Annotated in this window: 16 protein-coding genes and 1 pseudogene; 3 read left to right on the top strand and 14 right to left on the bottom strand. The window is 55.4% G+C overall.

The genetic code is table 11. The features are described from left to right. Positions 1 to 110: 110 nt before the first annotated feature. The 6 genes from yncE to IEV89_RS00405 form a co-directional block, all read right to left on the bottom strand. A complete protein-coding gene (yncE, locus tag IEV89_RS00430; protein ID WP_188469320.1) occupies positions 111 to 1181 on the bottom strand; it encodes a 7-bladed beta-propeller protein YncE in 1071 nt (356 codons plus the stop codon). Between the two features lie 262 nt (positions 1182 to 1443). Continuing rightward, positions 1444 to 2958 (bottom strand): ABC transporter substrate-binding protein, encoded by a 1515-nt coding sequence (locus IEV89_RS00425; protein WP_188469318.1) that lies wholly within the window; start codon positions 2956 to 2958, stop codon positions 1444 to 1446. A 1-nt stretch (position 2959) separates the two neighbouring features. Beyond that, complete coding sequence (locus IEV89_RS00420; protein WP_188469316.1) at positions 2960 to 3973, bottom strand: ABC transporter ATP-binding protein; 1014 nt, start codon at positions 3971 to 3973, stop codon at positions 2960 to 2962. After that, complete coding sequence (locus tag IEV89_RS00415; RefSeq protein ID WP_188469314.1) at positions 3963 to 4955, bottom strand: ABC transporter ATP-binding protein; 993 nt, start codon at positions 4953 to 4955, stop codon at positions 3963 to 3965. The genes IEV89_RS00420 and IEV89_RS00415 overlap by 11 nt, the downstream gene beginning before the upstream one ends. Continuing rightward, on the bottom strand, positions 4952 to 5812 hold the full coding sequence (locus IEV89_RS00410) for an ABC transporter permease (protein ID WP_188470302.1): 861 nt from the start codon (positions 5810 to 5812) through the stop codon (positions 4952 to 4954). Before IEV89_RS00410 ends, IEV89_RS00415 begins: the two co-directional genes overlap by 4 nt. A gap of 2 nt (positions 5813 to 5814) precedes the next feature. Continuing rightward, entirely contained in the window at positions 5815 to 6753 is a 939-nt protein-coding gene (locus IEV89_RS00405) for an ABC transporter permease (RefSeq protein WP_188469312.1), read from the bottom strand. Between the two features lie 267 nt (positions 6754 to 7020). Here IEV89_RS00405 and IEV89_RS00400 point away from each other — a divergent pair, with 267 nt between their 5' ends. Both IEV89_RS00400 and IEV89_RS00395 read left to right on the top strand, forming a co-directional pair. Then, complete coding sequence (locus IEV89_RS00400; protein WP_188469310.1) at positions 7021 to 7776, top strand: LuxR family transcriptional regulator; 756 nt, start codon at positions 7021 to 7023, stop codon at positions 7774 to 7776. 100 nt (positions 7777 to 7876) lie between these two features. After that, on the top strand, positions 7877 to 8773 hold the full coding sequence (locus IEV89_RS00395; protein ID WP_188469308.1) for a proline iminopeptidase-family hydrolase: 897 nt from the start codon (positions 7877 to 7879) through the stop codon (positions 8771 to 8773). Positions 8774 to 8824: 51 nt separating this feature from the next. Here IEV89_RS00395 and IEV89_RS00390 read toward each other — a convergent pair whose 3' ends face one another. The 6 genes from IEV89_RS00390 to IEV89_RS00365 form a co-directional block, all read right to left on the bottom strand. Then, on the bottom strand, positions 8825 to 10051 hold the full coding sequence (locus IEV89_RS00390) for a M20 family metallopeptidase (RefSeq protein ID WP_188469306.1): 1227 nt from the start codon (positions 10049 to 10051) through the stop codon (positions 8825 to 8827). Between the two features lie 16 nt (positions 10052 to 10067). Beyond that, complete coding sequence (locus tag IEV89_RS00385) at positions 10068 to 11753, bottom strand: dipeptide ABC transporter ATP-binding protein (protein ID WP_188469304.1); 1686 nt, start codon at positions 11751 to 11753, stop codon at positions 10068 to 10070. 1 nt (position 11754) lies between these two features. Continuing rightward, a complete protein-coding gene (locus IEV89_RS00380; protein WP_188469303.1) occupies positions 11755 to 12582 on the bottom strand; it encodes an ABC transporter permease in 828 nt (275 codons plus the stop codon). After that, a complete protein-coding gene (locus IEV89_RS00375) occupies positions 12575 to 13522 on the bottom strand; it encodes an ABC transporter permease (RefSeq protein WP_188469302.1) in 948 nt (315 codons plus the stop codon). Before IEV89_RS00375 ends, IEV89_RS00380 begins: the two co-directional genes overlap by 8 nt. Positions 13523 to 13532: 10 nt before the next feature. Beyond that, on the bottom strand, positions 13533 to 15131 hold the full coding sequence (locus IEV89_RS00370; RefSeq protein WP_188469301.1) for an ABC transporter substrate-binding protein: 1599 nt from the start codon (positions 15129 to 15131) through the stop codon (positions 13533 to 13535). Positions 15132 to 15196: 65 nt separating this feature from the next. Next, a complete protein-coding gene (locus tag IEV89_RS00365) occupies positions 15197 to 16492 on the bottom strand; it encodes a M20 family metallopeptidase (RefSeq protein WP_188469300.1) in 1296 nt (431 codons plus the stop codon). A 77-nt stretch (positions 16493 to 16569) separates the two neighbouring features. On the opposite strand from IEV89_RS00365, the gene IEV89_RS00360 reads away from it, so the two are divergent. Continuing rightward, the gene (locus IEV89_RS00360; protein ID WP_188469299.1) at positions 16570 to 17343 is read left to right on the top strand and encodes a GntR family transcriptional regulator; all 774 of its coding nucleotides are present in this window, start codon (positions 16570 to 16572) and stop codon (positions 17341 to 17343) included. A gap of 109 nt (positions 17344 to 17452) precedes the next feature. Here IEV89_RS00360 and IEV89_RS00355 read toward each other — a convergent pair whose 3' ends face one another. Next, positions 17453 to 17713 carry a helix-turn-helix domain-containing protein gene (locus tag IEV89_RS00355; RefSeq protein ID WP_188469298.1) on the bottom strand — a complete coding sequence of 87 codons (261 nt, stop codon included), beginning with the start codon at positions 17711 to 17713 and terminating at the stop codon, positions 17453 to 17455. A 37-nt stretch (positions 17714 to 17750) separates the two neighbouring features. Further along, positions 17751 to 17999, bottom strand: a pseudogene (locus IEV89_RS21875) (ash family protein); the annotation flags it as partial. Between the last annotated feature and the right edge of the window lie 183 nt (positions 18000 to 18182).

Raw genomic sequence — 18182 nt, 5'->3', positions numbered from 1 at the left:
CGCTGCGGATCACTCCGCAGCGGCATTTTTCTAAATACAAACGCTAAATCCAGATCCAACATCATTCGCGTTGCAAAAGACGGGCTGCAACGCGAAGTCCCCTCGCGACATTACTTATCAGTAAAGGTTATACGCACCACATCATCCGGCTCAGTGGCCTCTTTCTGCTTCGATGCGGCCTGTTTTACGCTAACAAACAGCGACTGACCGTCGTCCGACAGCGCCAGGCTGTTCGGGTGAACCGGCGTGTCGATGCTGTGCAATACCTTGTAAGTTTTCGCGTCAATCACGCTGACTTGGCCCGCGTTACGGTGGGTGACGTAAATTTCATCACGAACCGGGTTGAACAACACGGCCAGCGAGACTGGCAGGTCGATTTTGTGCAGCACCTGGCCATTTGCGGTATCCACCACCAGTAAATGCGGTGATTTGGAATCCGTAATAAAGGCGCGATGTGTGGCCGGATCCAGTGCGATATTCAAATAGAAGTGTTCACCGTCGGCGTCCAGTTTCACGCGTGAGAGAACTGCATTGGTTTTTGTGTCGATGGTAATAAATTCATTGTTTGCATTGGTCACATACAAACGCGATGCCGCACTGTCGAGCGCCAGCCCGGTGGCATATTTCCCCAAGTCTGCAATGGTTTTGCGCAGTTGCAACGTTGCACCGTCAATGACCCACACGACACTTTGATCCCCTAATCCCCCCATATAAACGGTGTCGGTTTTCTCATCCACGACCAATTCACGTGGTGCCAGCGGACGCTCAGTTTCGGTGCGCGGGCGCTTATCCAGCACCAGCGTCCCCTTCACTTCCCCCGTTTTTGCATCCACAGCGGTTATCGCGCTGTTGACAGTATTACCGAGGAACAGCGTGTCGGTTTTCTTGTTCATCGCCAGACCAAAGGGTTTCAGCGCATTTTTAATGGTCTGCGTAACGCTCAACGTGGCCGGGTCAAGACGGTACAGAATGCCGCCTTTGTCGAGCTTGCGGCTGCCCGATGTCGCCAGATACAAAGCCTGCGAAGAACGGTACACCAGTTCATAAGCCCCTTTATTCACCGGTTTACGTTCAACACTGAACGTACTTTCAGCCCATGCAGAACCCGAGGTGACGAGTGAAATGAATAGTGCCAGCGGCAGGATGCGCTTCTTTATTAAGGGGGATGTCAACGATCTCATAAATCCTCTCAAACAATAACTAACAGAGCCGCCACGGGGGTTCAGATCCACCGCAGCCAGGAAAAGAACAAACATAAATGATAATTATTATCATTCTAATTCAAAGTTAACCATAAGGCCATGATAAATGAGATCAATGCACGGTTATCAGGGGAAGACGTCCGGGAGGTCACGATAGGTGAGGCAATAAAAAGCCCACTCGAAAGTGGGCAAATGAGGCAGACTTATTTTTTACTACTGACTTCCCCTGGTGTGGCAAAAATTACTCTTTCACGGTTTCCTCTAACGTGAAACGGCCTAACGGATTCTGATGGAAATCTTTGATATTTTTACGGGTCACATTGCGATACGGGCTGTAGTACAGATCGATCCAGTTCACGTCGGCTTTGGCCATTTTCTGCAAATCAATGTACATCTGCTCGCGTTTGGCCGGATCCATTTCGATACGCGCGGCGGCGACCAGCGCTTTCACCTTCTCGTTATGGTAGTGGGTCATGTAGTTATTGTTCGAATCGTGACCCAGCGTAAAGGTGGTTTTCTGGTCCGGATCGAGGATATCGTTGGTCCAGTACATGACCGAAATGTCGTAATCCCCCGCCACCAGCATGTCCCAGCTCTGGCTCGGGTCAACTTTTTGCAGATTGGCGGTGATCCCCGCTTTTGCCAGCTGTTGCTGTAAAAGGACGGCGATTTGCTCATCCACTTCATCCCCGGCGTTCACCAGATATTTCAGCGTCAGATTTTTCACCCCCGCCGCCGCCAGCAGCGCTTTGGCTTTTTCCGGATCATAAGGACGTTGCAGGTTCGCGGCGTAATGATACAGCGCGCCATCCGGGATGTAGGAGTTGGCGATTTTGCCGTAGCCGAAGGTCACGGTATCGATTATCGATTTCTTATCAATAGCGAAATCCAGCGCCTGCCGCACTTCCACTTTGGCAAGATCGCCGTGGGCGTGGTTGATCAGCAGATGATCTTCGCGGGTGGAAGTATCCAGCTCAACGTTCAGTTTCGGATCTTTTTGCAGCGATGAAATGCGCGAGAACGGAATGGACAGCGCCGCATCGATTTCTCCGGCCTGCACTTTCAGCATACGGGTATTGTCATCCGGCAGCGTCAGCCATTCGACGCCGTCCAGTTTTACCTTCGCCGCATCCCAGTAATACGGGTTTTTTACCAGTTCAACTTTCTCACCGCGCGTCCACTCTTTCACGCTGAATGCGCCGGAGCCGACCGGATGCTCAGCAAAATCCTCCGCGCCCTGTTTGGTCAGCGCCTGTTGTGAAATCACCGAGGCGTTCGGTAGCGCCAGCTGGGATAAAAATGCCGCCGACGGCGTTTTCAGGGTGATCACCAGCGTGTGCGGATCGGCAGCTTTGAGCGTATCGATAATGCTGTAGGAGTCTTTCCACATAGAGCCCGCATCGTCACGGATACGTGTCAGGCTGAACACGGCATCTGAAGCTGTCACCGGCGTGCCGTCAGAGAATTTTGCCTCACGCATTTTCAGCGTATAAGTCTTGCCGTCCGGCGAGATAGACCAGCTTTCCGCCAGCCCCGGCAGCAGTTTAGTCCCACTGTTATCGACCCGGACCAGCGGATCAAAGACATTGGAGAAGACCCAGTTATCGGCGTTTTGCGCGGATTTGATGGGGTCAAAGGTAGTGCTGTCTTCGCGACGACCAATGGTTAACACCCCGGCAGCCTGCGCCATTTCGCTGACCAGACTTAATGCCAGCAACACCCCGGCGGCCACAACGTTAAAATGCTTTTGCTTCATGTCACATTCCTTCAGTCATCGGATAAAGCCTGTCGCGGCTGTGGCTATCAAGCACACAGGCGAAGGCATGGTCGGCAATATGCCGGGTTTCTGGTACCGCGCCCTGTCTGCACGCGGGAAGTGCGTGAACACAGCGTGGGTGAAAAGCGCAGCCCGCCGGCAAAGAGACCGGGCTTGGCGGCTCGCCCTGTAGCGGATGCGCCGGCAGTGGCCGGTCGGGGTCGATTTCTGGAATGGCCGCCACCAGCGCGGCGGTATAAGGATGGCGCGGTGTGTTAAACACGGTCTGCGTCGGGCCGCTTTCGACGATGCGCCCGAGGTACATCACGGCCACGCGGTCGCACAGACGGCGGACAATCGCCAGATCATGGGCGATAAACAGGATCGCCAACCCCATGTTTTCGCGCAGATCCATCAGCAAATTAATGATTTGTGCCTGAATCGACACATCCAGCGCGGCCACGCACTCATCAGCGACGATCAGTCGCGGTTCGATCGCCAGCGCGCGGGCAATGCCGGCGCGCTGACACTGCCCGCCGCTCAGCGCCTGTGGCCGTTTACCCGCATGTTCCGGGCTGAGGCCGACCAGCGTCAGCAGTTCGCTGACCCGCGCAGGAATGTCTGCTTTCGTCACTTTTTGATGCACACGCAGCACTTCGCTGATACTTTCCCCCAGCGTCTGACGCGGGTTCAGCGAGGAGAACGGATCCTGAAAAATCATCGCGGTTTGTTGGCGCAGACGGGCGATATCCGGCTTCACGCCGTCGGTGATCAGTTGCCCGCGAAACCGCACGCGTCCGGCGCTGGCGGTTTCCAGATGCAGTATCGCCCTGCCGAGCGTACTTTTGCCGCTGCCCGATTCACCGACCAGCCCCAGCGTTTCCCCCGCGTTGATGTGTAACGAAACACCATTCACCGCCTGCACATAACGTTTTTTAAGACCAAAACCGCCAGAGACAGGAAACACCACGGACAGTTCTTCAACTTCCAGCAGCGGGTAGGGTTTATTGACCATATTCACTCCCGGATGTCATAACGTGCAGCGGATGATGGCAGGCGGCCACGTGGCTGTGAGCCAATGAAGCGGTTTGCATGGCTGGCTGAAGGTGCTGGCACAGCGGCGTGGCTCGGGTGCAGCGGGGATGAAAGCGACAGCCGACAGGGAAACTCGCCGCAACCGGCGGCTGGCCGGGTAGTGTGACCAGCCGCCCGGTGCCGCCTTCGCTGACTGGCTGACAGTCAATCAAACCGCGGGTATAAGGGTGTAGCGCCTGTGCCAGTACCGGACGTTTCTCACCGGTTTCGCATAGCCTGCCGCCGTACATCACCGCAATACGGTCACAGGTTTGTGCCACCACGCCAAGATCGTGCGTAATCAGAATAATGGCGATCCCCAGACGGTCGCGCAGATCACGGAGCAGCCGTAAAATCTGCATCTGCACGGTAACGTCCAGCGCGGTGGTGGGTTCGTCGGCGATCAGCATTTTCGGCTCGCAAGCCAGGGCGACAGCGATCATCGCGCGCTGGCGCATGCCGCCGGAAAACTCATGGGGATAATTGTCTGCACGGCGCTGCGGATCAGGAATGCCGACCTGCCGCAATAACGCTATCGCCTGAAGATGGGCTTCACGGCGGCTCGCACCGAAATGTAAGCGACGGCTTTCGGCAATTTGCTGGCCGATGGTCATCACCGGATTAAGGTGGCTGGCCGGATTCTGGAAAATCATGCCGATTTCCCGCCCACGGATCGCCGTCATACGTTTATCACTCAGGGTCAGTAAATCCGTGCCATTAAACCGGATCTCGCCACCGCTGATCGTCAGTCCTTCACCGGGCAAAAGGCGCATCATCGCCCGGCAGCTCAGGGTTTTGCCCGAACCGCTCTCGCCGACCAGTCCAAGAATGTCGCCCGGGTTCAGCGTCAGAGACAATTGATCCACTAACGTGATGCCTTGCCGGTCTTCAACCGTTAAACCGTTAACCTGCAATAGTGTCATGGTCGCTCTCCCAGTTTGTCGCCCAGACCGTCAGCCAGCAGGCTGAAACTCATTGCCAGCACCACAATCGCCAGGCCGGGAAAGGTCGTTATCCACCACGCCGTGGTGATAAAGCTTTGCCCTTCGGCGATCATCACGCCCCATTCTGCCACTGGCGGCTGGACGCCAAGCCCGAGATAACTCACCGACGCGCCGCTGAGCAATACCAGTACGCAGTCAGACATCGAGAACACCAGCGAACTGGTCAGGGCATTCGGCAACAGGTGTAAAAGTAAAATACGCGGATGGCTGTAGCCCAGACTGCGCGCCGCCAGAATAAAATCTCGGTGTTTGAGGGTCAGTACCTGCGAGCGCACCAGACGGGCATAAGATACCCAGCCGACCATCGCCATCGCGATGTAAAAGCTGCCAAGCCCCGGCCCGAGAATGGCGATGATCGACAGCATCAGCACCAGAAACGGAAACGCCAACACCACGTCAATGACCCGCATCAAGAAGGTATCGACCGCGCCGCCGAGATAGCCGGAAAACGCGCCGATCAGCGTGCCGAAGGTAAACGGAAAAATAACGCCGATGAGGCAGATTTGCAGGTCTACCCGGGCGCCCCACATCACCCGCGAGAGGATGTCGCGGCCAAAGTTATCGGTGCCAAACGGATGCGCCAGATTGGGCGGCAAGAGTGTCGCGGCGGCATCCTGGGCAATCGGATCATAAGGCGCAATCCACGGGCTGAGCAGCGCGACCAGGACCCACACCAGTAACATCAACATGCCCAGCCGCAGTGCCTGCTGACGCGGCAGCCAGCGCAGGTGAAACGTCGCCAGACGCTGAGCGGGCACGTTGCCTGTTAGGCTCATTTTCATAGTTTCACCCTCGGATCCAGCGCCACCGTCACGAGGTCTGCGACCAAATTCACCCCCACCGTCGCCAGCGCAAACACCAGCACCACGCCCTGCACCACCATGTAGTCCCGGCTGATAATCGCTTTAACCAGCAGCTGCCCCATGCCGGGAATGGCAAAGACGCTTTCGATCACCACCGTGCTGCCAATCAGCCAGCCAATATTGACCGCCAGCAGATTGATGGTCGGCACCAGCGAATTCGGCATCACGTGACGCCAGAAAATACGGTTCTCGCTTTGCCCGCGCGCACGGGCGGCGGTGACGTAATCATTCTGCAACTCCATCAGCAAGCTGGCGCGGAGGTTGCGGGTCAGCACCGCCGAGAGCGCCAGCGCCACCGTCAGGCAGGGCAAAAATAGATGATGCAGACGTTCACCCATATCGCTGCCGTAGCCCGAGACCGGAAACCAGCCGAGTGACAGGCTGAACAGCAAAATCATCATGATCGCCAGCCAGAACGCAGGCAGACCCAGGCCGACGGTGGAAAGCAGACGGATCACCTGATCCACCAGACGTCCGCGATGTCTCGCCGCAGCGGCGGCCAGCGGCACAGTCAACAGCATCGCCAGCAGCACGCTGCCGAGTACCAGATAAAGGGTCGGTTCGATACGCGACATAATCAGCTTCAGCGTATCAATGCGGTAAATCAGTGATTTGCCCATTTCACCCTGCATCAGATTGCGCAGGAAATAGAGATATTGTTGCCAGATCGGTTCATCCAGCCCGTATTGCGCACGGATACGGGCAATGGCTTCCGGTGAACTGTGCACACCGAGCAGGATCCGCGCCGGATCACCCGGAATGGCGCGAACCATGATGAAAGTGAGAACACTGATCCCAAGCAATACCGGCAGCAGTTGCAGCGGTCGCCAGAGCAGGAAACGATAACGGTGCATGGCAATCCTCTTAATGGCATATGCAGGTGCAGGTTGGGCTGACAGCGAAGATTGCGCACCGTGGTGGTGCAATCTCGCCTTATTGGATTCACCGGCGACCCCCTTCGGCTTTCCGTCAGTGAGGGTCTTTTGCCCTGTGCCCCTACGTTAGCCTTAGCGCCACATCCGCGGTAGTTAGCAAAAATGCTAGTTTTGTTATTGCTGGATTCTGGCATTGCGATTGCATGTTTTTTAAACATAAGCAGGATCAACGGTGGAGATGAATTCATGAAACTCGCGGTGAGAGACAATACCGAAGCGATGCGGGCGACCACGGTAGACGGCGCTTTTGATCAGCTTTTTGCCCAGACGTCGCGTCTGGGGTTCGACGCCCTGATCTACGATTACACGCCGGTTCCCCGCTCGCTGGAAGGTGACTTGATCTCACCGTCGCTGCTGCATATGTGCAACGTGCCGGGGGATATGCAACGGTTATGGCTGGAGAGCGGATACTATCAGGTGGATCCGGTGCAGCATTACGCGTTAGAGAGTTGCGCGCCGTTTGTCTGGTCTTATCAGCGACCGGATAAAACGTCACTGCAAAATCGCCTCAGTGATCTCAACAAACCGGTCACTCATTACATGTGTGACAACAATATGCCCTGCGGCGCGACGGTCCCGCTGCATCTGCCTAACGGTGGGTTTGTGACCGTGACCGGCATTCATACCGGTGCCGGGCATGAGCTGGATGTTCATGACGTACTGGCAGAACTGAGCCTGCTGGCACTGACCTTTCAGGAGTGCGTGTTTCCGCTGTTCGACACCAGCGTGCTGACGTGCCAGCACGTGCGGTTAAGCAAACGCGAGCGCGAATGCCTGGCGTGGGCGGCGGAAGGGTTAACCGCCAAAGAAATTGCCCGCAAACTCAACCGTTCGATTGCCACCGTCACCCTGCATCTCAACACGGCGGCCCGTAAACTGGGTGCCAGCAACCGCGTGCAAGCAGTGGTGCGTGCACTGCATTACCGTTTGCTGGATAGCTGAGCCGAAAACGCACCGCCACATTTTCTATCTTTTTTACTAGCTGTTTAGCGCCGTCCTGATGTTTACCCTGTGATGATTATTCACCGACAAGGGAAACAAAATGGTCAACCTCACTGAAGGCTATGCACCGTTTCAGGAATACCAGACCTGGTATCGCATCTGCGGCGATCTGCACAATGGCGTCACGCCGCTGGTGATCGCACACGGCGGGCCGGGCTGTACGCATGATTATGTGGACGCCTTTCGGGATATTGCCGAAACCGGCCGCGCAGTGATTCATTACGATCAAATCGGCAATGGACGATCCACTCACCTTCCCTCGAAACCCACGGATTTCTGGCAACCGTCGCTGTTTTTGGCCGAGCTGGATAATTTGCTTAAGTATCTGGGTATCGATCAGGATTACGCGCTGCTCGGGCAATCCTGGGGCGGGATGCTCGGCGCTGAACATGCAGTCACACTGCCGTCCGGTCTGAAAGCCCTGGTCATCGCTAACTCGCCGGCGTCGATGGCGCTCTGGCTACAGGCTGCCGCCCGACTGCGCAGTGAGCTGCCTGCCGACGTGCAGGAAACCCTACTGGCGCATGAAACCGCTGGCACGATCAACAGCGCGGCCTACAAAGCGGCATCCCAGGTGTTCTATCAGCGCCACGTCTGCCGTCTGGATCCGTGGCCAGATGAAGTCCTGCGCACCTTCGCTGCGATGGACGCCGATCCCACGGTGTATCACGCCATGAACGGTCCAACCGAATTTCACGTTATCGGCAGCATGAAAGCGTGGACGGTGATCGACCGGCTGTCCGCCATCGAAGTCCCGGTGTTGCTGATTTCCGGCCGTTATGACGAAGCCGCTCCCGAAGTCGTGCAGCCCTTCGCTGACCACATTAAACAGGCAGAATGGGTGATCTTCGAAAACTCCAGCCACATGCCCCACGTTGAAGAACGCGAAGCCTGTATGCGTTGTGTGGCGGATTTTTTACAACGTAAGATCGCGTGAAAGGCAATGCCGGAGTGGCAGCCACTCCGGCTATCGATTTCCGGTAGGGAATTAGCCTTCCACTGGCTGGCAGATCTCCAGGATCGCCAGCAGATAAATACGCACGATATCCAGGAAATCACGAATGTGCACGCGCTCGTCAGGCATAGTGTTAAATTTCCCACCCGGCCCGCACACGATGCCCTCCATGCCCAACATCTGGTAGAAATGTGCGGCGTCGGTTCCATAAAAGGCCGGCGGAGTTATCACGCCAGTCGGCTGATCTTCGCCCCGAATTTGGCGATAAGCACGCCCTACCGCTTTGACGATCGGTGATTGCGGCGACACTTCAAACGGCATCATCGTTGGACGGTCACGTTTTCCATCATCAAACAATTCAGCCTGCAAACCCGGATATTTTGCGCACAGGGCATCCAGTAATTGCTGAATATCTGCCAGCACACCCTCAACGCTCTGACCCGGCGCAAAACGCGCGGACCCTTTTAGCCTGACAAAGTCGGCCACCTGAGGGGGTCGCCAGTCCTGTAAATCCCGGCCTAATGCGCCGAACATCGACCCGATGTGACCCCGGTTGATTTTCAGATGCTCTGCGGTTTTCGCGCCGGTAAAGGTCATGCCGTTAATTTGTGGCACCAGGTCTAGCGCGGCCACAATGGCGTCCACGGCTTCTTCGCGTTTGGATAAATGGCGGGTGTCGCCGGTCAGCTCAATGGTGAACATCAGCGAGCCCGCGTGCATGGTGAGGGCCTGCACATCGGTCGGCTCCGAGTTGATAAAGTAGTCCGCTTTAATACCCTGTTCAATCGCGGCAATGGTTCCCACGCCGCCTTGCAATTCGCCGACCACGTAGGTCAGAATCACATCGCCTTTAAGCTTCACACCGGCATCAATCAGCGTTTTTAATGCGCAAAAATAGGCCGCATCTCCCGCCTTCATGTTTGACACGCCAATACCGTAAATGAATTCGTCGTCGATTTTTCCTTCCCAGGGATCGACCGTCCAGCCTTCGGTCACGGGATTGGTATCAAGATGGCCATTGAACAGTAGGCTGTTTCCGCCACCGCCCGCGCCGCGTAATGTACCAATCGCGTTAACGCGGTCGCCGGGGACGGCCTGCATCTGGGTTTCAAGGCCCAATGCCTGCATCTGGCTGGCCATATACTCCGCCAGTTGGCGCTCACCGTCGGTCGCGCTATAACTTTTGTGTTGCACCATCCGCGCCAAAAAATTGAGGCAGTAGTCATCATCGATAGAAGCCAAAAGCTGTTCAGCGTTCATGGTAAAACCTTTTATTTCAGGAGAGTTCAAAGGGTATTTCGCCAACCGTAGGGTTGACGTCAGGCGTATGAATCGCGGCTAATAACGCGCGGGTATAATCATGCTGTGCGTGATGCTGCATCTCTTTGCCCGGTAACAACTCCACCACATCACCGCGATACATCACGGCGACCCGGTGAGCAATCTGGCGAACCAAATTGAGATCATGGGTAATAAACAGATAGGCCGTTCCATAGCGACGGCGCAGTTCGAGCAATAATTCAATCACCGTCGCCTGAACGGACACATCAAGCGCGGCGGTGATCTCATCGCAAATCACTAAATCAGGCGGATGGGCAAAGGCGCGTGCAATGGCCACACGTTGCTTTTGACCACCGGAAAGCTCATGCGGAAAACGCCGGGCAAAAGCGGCGGGTAACCGGACATCCTCCAGTAATCTTGCCACCGCTTGCGCTTCGGTTTCTCCTTCGGGTAACCCGTATAACCGCAGTGGCCGGGCAATAATGTCACCAATGCGCTGACGCGGATTGAGTGAGGCATCGGGATGCTGGAAGATCATTTGCACCCGGCGGCGGTAATCTTTGCTCATCTGCGCGCGACCCAACAGGTCATCACCATCGAAATTAAGCTTCCCGCTGAACGGCACCAGCCCCGTCAGCGCTTTGGCTAAGGTGGATTTACCCGAACCTGACTCACCGACAATTCCCAGGATTTCCCCATGATGTACAGTAAAACTGACGTCACTCGCCGCGCGGGTCTGGCGGTTCTCACGTTTAAATAAGCGTTCAATCAGGCCATGCGTGCCGTAATCAATAGTGAGTTTTTCGAGGCGTAATAAGGCTTGCGGAGAGACAGGTTCGTCGTCGAGTAAACGGTGGGCAGGATCAGGCACGGCGGCGACCAATTTTTGGGTATAGCGGTGCTGCGGCGTACTGAATAACTGCTTTGCCGACGCCTGTTCGACAATCTGGCCCTTTTCAAGCACACAGACACTATCTGCCACAGCCGAGACCAGGGAGAGATCATGGGAAATATACAGCGACGCCACGCCCGTTTCTTCGCGCAAACGGGCGAACAACGCCAATATTTGGGCGGAGCTGATCACATCAAGCGCGGTGGTCGGTTCGTCAATAATCAAACAGTCCGGCTGACAGGCAAAGGCGGTCGCGATCAAAATGCGTTGTTTTTCTCCGCCCGAGACCTGGTGCGGGTAGCGCCGCATCATCGCGGCCGGATATTTAAGTTCAACGTCGTGAAGCAGTTGAACGCCCAGCTCATGCGCTTGGCGGGGTGTCAGCGCCCGGTGACGAATAAGGACTTCTGTCACCTGCTCACCCAGCGTCAGCGTCGGATTTAATGAGGCGCTGGGATCCTGAAAAATCATCCCCAGTTTACCGCCGCGCAATGCCTCAATATGTTGCTGAGGCATCTGGCGTAAATCGTTGCCGAGCAGACGGATTGAACCGCTGCGCTCACGGGCGTTGGCGGCCATATAACGCATAATTGACCAGCCGAGCGTGGTTTTTCCTGAGCCGGACTCGCCCACCAGCCCGACCACTTCACCGCGTTTAACCTCAATATTGATGTTTCGCAAAACCTGCAAAACATCCCCACCCGGCAGCACGTAATCCAGACTGTAATCTTCAATCGACAGCACGCTATCGTTGACCGGCGTCAGGTGTTCATCATGAAGGAGAGTCATATTAATGGCTCCTTGGGTTGAGTGCATCGCGCAGGCCATCGCCCAGCAAGTTGAAACCGATCGCGACGATGGCAATCGCTATACCCGGAGCCAGCATCATCCAGGGCGCGTTGAAGAAATAGGCGCGCCCCTCAGAGACCATCAATCCCCATTCGGGTTCCGGGGGTTGTGCACCCAGTCCGAGGAAGCTCAGCGTGGCAAATAACATGATGGCGAACGCCACGCGGATCGTGGCTTCAACGATGATCGGCGCGACAATATTGGGTAACATTTCACGCAGAATGATGTAGTGGGTTGATTCACCACGGGCAATGGCCGCATTGACGTAATCCTGCTGGCGTGCGGCCAGTGAAACACTGCGCGCAATGCGTACCATGCCGGGAATAAAAGCAATGGTGATGGCCAAAACGGCATTAAAACTGCTCTGCCCCAGCGTGCTGACGATAAGCAACGCAAACAGCAGACTCGGAATCGACATCACGGCGTCCATGGTTCGCATGATGATTTCGTCAATTTTGCCGCCCATATAGGCGCTGGCGGTCCCGATAATGGCACCGATAACCATCGACATCAGCGTTGCCAGTAGTGAAAGCACGATCGTCGCGCGGGCACCGATCAATACGCGGCTGAAAATATCCCGGCCTAACTGGTCCGTGCCCAACCAATGTTCCAGACTCGGCGCTTTATAGCGGGCCAAAATCGACAGCGCCTCCGGGTCGTAAGGCGCAAAATGCGCACCACCCAGCACCATCAGTGTGGCAATAATGAGAATGAAAAGCCCCACCGCGCCTTGCGGGGAGCGGGCTAATTGCTTCACGATATCATGCATAACTGATCCGCCGGTCAAGGTAGACATAGGCCAGATCGGCCAGGAAATTGGCTATCGAATAGGTTGCAGCAAGGATTAACACGCCGGCCTGAATGGTCGGCAGATCCCTCGCCTGAACGGCCACAATCAGTTCGCGGCCCACGCCCGGAATAGCAAAAATCTCCTCGACCACCACGATCCCACCGAGCAAATAGCCGACATCGAGCGCCACTATCGTGATGGTCGGCAACAGGCCATTGCGCAAGGCATGTCGCCACAGCACTCGCCGTTTCGACAAACCCTTAAGGTGTGCGGCGCGAATATAGTCAGTTTGCAATACGTCGACCATTTCGGAACGCACCATACGGGAAACGTGGGCGACTAAAATCAGTGCGACGGTGACAGAAGGTAAAATGAGGTGGCTGACACCGCCCCAAAAATCCTCAGTGATCGGCACATACCCCGTGGCTGGCAAGAGTTGCCAGACGTCGGAAAACAACAGCAGCAACAGTGTGGCCGTCACAAATTCGGGAAAAGAGATCCCCACGTATGACAATACACTGACCAGCATATCGGCCATTTTTCCGCGCCTGACGGCGGCCCAAATCCCTAACGGAATCGCGACGATTAACATCAGCACCAGCGCGCAGGCTGCCAGTAACAAGGAGCGCGAAAGCGCCGCCAGAATGGTGGGAGCAACCGGTAAACCATTACGCATCGACACGCCAAAATCACCGTGCAGGATGCCCCATAGCCAGTGCCAATATTGCAGCCATGCGGGGGCATCCAGCCCCAGACGAACACGCACCGCGGCCAGCGCTTCTGGCGTGGCATTTTGCCCCAACAAGGTGACCGCCGCATCGGCTGGCAACAGTTGCGTGATGCCAAAAACCAGCAGCGAAACCACCAACAGGGTGTACACCACCAGCATAAGGCGTTTTAAAAGATAACTTGCCGTCACACTGATCCCCCTACTGTTTGCGGTTAGGTGCTTTATCGGTCACCCAGACGTGATCCAAACGGAACACCGCACCACGCGGATTCAGCTGATAACCAGCCACGTAATCACGGCTGGCAGCCAGCAAGTCGAAGAACATCGGGATCACCGAAGGTACCTGCTCATGCATTAATTTCTGCGCCTGCCCATAGAGTTCAGCGCGCTTCGCGGGATCAACGGTTTCACGGGCAGACTGCACCGCTTTATCAAAGTCGGGGTTATTCCAGCGGGTTTCGTTCCATGATGCCGTCGAGGTGTACAGCAGCGAGAAAACGGCATCAGCCGTCGCTTGCATATTGTAGAAACCGACGTAGAAGTTACCTTTTTTCCACACCTGATCCAGATAAGTACTGTTCGCCATGGTTTGTACTTTGATGCGAAAACCGGCAGGTTTCGCCATCTCACGTAAGGCCACGCCAAGCTGAGTCCGGGTCGAGGGTTTATCTGAAGCAATCAACGTGATATCCAAACCGTCGGGGTAACCGGCCTCAGCCAGCAGTTTTTTTGCCCTGGCGTAGTTGACCTGTTTGAGCGGCTCTTGCATAAAATATTGATACGCCGTGTTCAGCGGGGTGTCATTGCCCGGCGATCCGAATCCGTTGGCGACAAAATCGACCATCGCTCCGCGGTCGGTACAGAGTGCCAGTGCCTGACGGACTCGCACGTCGTTAAACGGCTTCACATCACAGGCCATATTGACGTTGAGGAATTGCCCGGCCGGCACCCGCAGAGGGATCACACCGGCAGACTTGGATAACCGCGAAAACTCGGTGGATTGGACGGCCTGCATCAGGTCAGTATCCCCAGAGATTAACGCAGAACCTTCGGCAATCACGTCGGGATAAACCACCACTTCTACCCTGTCGAGATAAGGGCGTTTGGGATCGTAATAATGCGGGTTACGTTCGACCACGACTAAACGGTCCGGGGCAAACGACACCAGTTTAAACGGCCCGGTGCCGATAGCCTCTTTGCTCAAGCGGGCCAGTTGGCCGTCGGCAATCGAAGCAGGAATAATTTTAGCGGCTGGATAGGCCAACATGACGGGTAAATCGGCGTAAGGTCCATCGGTGGTGATGACCACGGTCAATGCATCAGTGGCGGTGATGGTTTTAATCGGCCCGATATTATGTTGAGCGGAGGACGCATTTTTGCTGTCCAGAATCGCATTCAGACTTGCCACCACGTCTTTGGCGGTGCAGCTTGAACCGTCATGAAACGTCAGACCGCTGCGCAGCGTGAAGGTCCACTGCGACAAGTCGGCGTTGGGCGTCCAGGACTCGGCCAAGTCGGCTTCGGCTTTCATCTCCTGCGTCAATCGCGTGACACCGCTGTACAGCAGTTCGGCCAGTAAGTATTCAGGAACCACCCGCGCCTGATGCGGGTTTAGCATATTCGCGGCCTGATCAACACTGATGCGTAATACTCCCCCGCGCCGCGCCTGCCCCTTGGCTGGCGTTGAACTTGATGCGGGCGTAGCGGCCTTTGCAGACCAAGGAATCATTGCCGCGCCGGTTAATACGGTACTGGCGGCGATGAACTGGCGGCGGTTAACGTCTTTCATTGCACACATGATGACTTCCTCAGTGAGAGATTAAAAAACCTGGGTTGGCGTTATCAATAAAATCAAAGTGAACACTAACTATCAGTCGCAGAGAGGGATGGCTCAGGTTCAAAATCCACGGCGATATACGCCAGAATGGACTGAGCCAGAGCCACAATATCCTGCATCGTGGTGTACTCGTCCGATGCATGAATACGATTCTCCGGGCGGGCTAAACCGCCGAGCAGAATTTCTTTAATGCCGGCCTGTTGAACCCAACCCATATCTGAACTGGTTGAAGATCCCCAAACGGCGTAATCGTTTGCGTTAAAACCAAAACCTTGACTGAGTGCAGCCAGCCAACGCGGCCAATGGGGACCGGTCGGATCACTCACCGGCGCCAGATGACCAATAAGATGATAATCAACCCGCAAGGCGGCCGAGCCGGACATCGCCTTGTCGATACATTCGGTGAGTTCCGCAAGAACCTGCTCAAACGACTCCTCCGGGGAATAACGCCGGTTGATTAACAGCTCAAAACGGGCCGGAACGGTGGAGCCTTTACTGCCGCCCTGCACTGCCGCCAGCGTGAGACGCGACGTTAAAGGCCGCCCTTCAAAATGCGGTGGCGCTGGCATGGCGGATTCGCGTTGCTCGACCTGCTGTTTCAACGCATATAAGGCATTCAGTAGCGGTAAACCTTGTTCGATGGCGTTAATTCCCCCAACCGGGTCGCCAGAATGCGCAGACCGGCCAGTAACGCTGATTTTCAGGTCAATACTGCCAAAGCATCCGCCCCAAATGCGGGCCACCGCGCCACCATTGAAGCTAAGCATGTGGCCATCAAAGCGTTTCTGTTCCGCCAGATAGCGAACGCCGGGATACAGTCCGCCCTCTTCATCGGTGCACAATAACAGCACCGGATTAAACCGCAGCGCCAGATTCAGCCGCTGTGCGGCACGCATGGCGGCCAGCGTCGCCACGATCGTACCTTTCATATCGGCACTGCCGCGACCAAACAACTTGCCGTCGGCCTGGGTCAGCGCCAGCGGCGGGTAATTCCAGCCATCGCCAGCAGGCACGGTATCAACGTGAAAGTAAAGATTGCAGGCTTCGGCAGCCCCCGCATCCAGCGTCGCAAGCAGGTTGACGCGTTCCCCTTGCGCACTGCCGTCCGGCGTTTGCCAGAGGAATTCCGGCACCACCACGCGTTCACAGGAGAACCCCATCGGTTGTAATAAGGATTGCATGACGTCGGCAAACGCCGGATAACCGGTTCCCGGAGGAAAGCAGGTATCCACCTCAAGCATCTGACTCAGATCCCGTAAAATGGTCTCAGAATCTTGCTCTATGGAATCCAATGCTAATTGCAAACTTCCTTCGCGCGGCATGCTACACTCACTTAATCTTATTTCTATATAGTTTATAGATAAAGCAGATATCCCCTCAGGTCAACAGGTAATCAGGTATGAATCAGAAAAAACAAGGTGAGCAGGAAGTAAACAGCTTTGCCCGTTTAGGCGACAGGGAAGGCGCGCCGCTGTATGAGGTGGTGAAGCGTCATATCAGTGAATCTATCCTGATGGGGCAGTTGACGCCGGGCATGGTATTACCCAGCGAGAATGCGCTGGCGGCAGATTTTGGTGTATCAGTGGGCACTGTGCGCAAAGCGCTGTCGGCGTTAACCACCGAAGGGCTGCTGATGCGCCGCCGTAAAACCGGCACGGTGGTTACCGGTTGGGCGCCGCTGCACAATTTAAGTTATTTCTTCCAGTATTTTCGCCTGCACGGTCGTGATGGTTCGCTGGTCCATTCCGAAACAGTGGTCATTGATTACCAGACCGGCCAGGCCAATGCCGATGAAGCAGAAAAGTTACAGATTGCGCCGCAGTCCAGCGTTATCCGGCTTAAGCGTTTACGCAAAATACATGACATTCCCACCATGCATGAACAGTTGGTTCTGGCCGCCGATCGCCTGCCCGACTTTCCTGATGCTGAAGATTTACCGCCGCTGTTGTACCGCTTTCTGCTGGAAAAATACGGCCTCCGCGTGGCTGCCGTGCGTGAGCAGATCACCGCATGCCTGGCGACCGAAGAGGATTTACATTTACTGGCACTGCCCTCGCCTCACGCCGTGATGGTGATCGACGAAGTGTCATTTGACCAAAGCGCAGTGCCAGTTATTTTGGCGCATCACCGGTTCAGTACCGATAATTACGTCTATATGAACGAGATCAGATAAGGCGTTATTGCCACGCTGGGGTTGCTGTGGGGGGAGTATCGGGATTGGAGGGAATTCTTGAGAGATTCACAGGCGGCAGCGATCTTCAACCGTCGCCTGAAGATCAAAATTAGCGTTTATTCGGTGCGCGTAGCGGTCGGGCTATTAAATTACCCTGCTGATCAAAATAGCGACTTGGCCAAACCGTTTGCGGATCCACACCGATAGCCTGACTAATCAGGGCTTCACCTTTCGGCCAGGGTCTGGACAGTGCATTCGCCAACGTGGAAGAACTCAGCCCCGCCGCGCGAGAAACCGCCGCCAGCGTGGTGCCTTTTTTGCGCAATGCCGCAATGGTGTCGGCCTGATGCCAGTCGGATTTTGTTTTCATTTGATACTCCTTCAGATAGTTGATCACTACCACGGGAGCTGCGAAACCCATTGGTGGTAGCCCAGACGAGGTTCGCAGTACCGGTTCTGAAGGCTACCGGCCAGCCCGGAGGCTGCCCCGCCTGAGCCACCATTGAGATACTGCGAGTGGAAAGAAACCACAGATTCAATAGTTGGATCAAAGCGACGGCACACGCAACGCGCGGTGCCGCCTTCAGATTAAACGAGCTGCGAAACTCGGCTGCGGATTGGGCCGCAGCGATGCAGATTATATCGCAATTATCCATGACGAACCAAGTAACTCGTTGAAGTTGCGAGAAGGGTTCCAGTGAATTTATTTGGCAAAGACTTAAAAGGATGGAAAGTCATGATAAATGCTTACGCATTATATGATGTAGACACTGCCGCTAAGAGTAACGCAAGAAAAACAATCATTAATATCTATGTTCCGTATACTTATCAATAAGTCA

It is taken from the genome of Hafnia psychrotolerans (assembly GCF_014639435.1).
In the GTDB taxonomy this organism is placed as follows: Bacteria; Pseudomonadota; Gammaproteobacteria; order Enterobacterales; family Enterobacteriaceae; genus Ewingella; species Ewingella psychrotolerans.
Note: the sequence above shows the minus strand (reverse complement) of the source record. Positions and strands in the feature narration are given on the sequence as shown.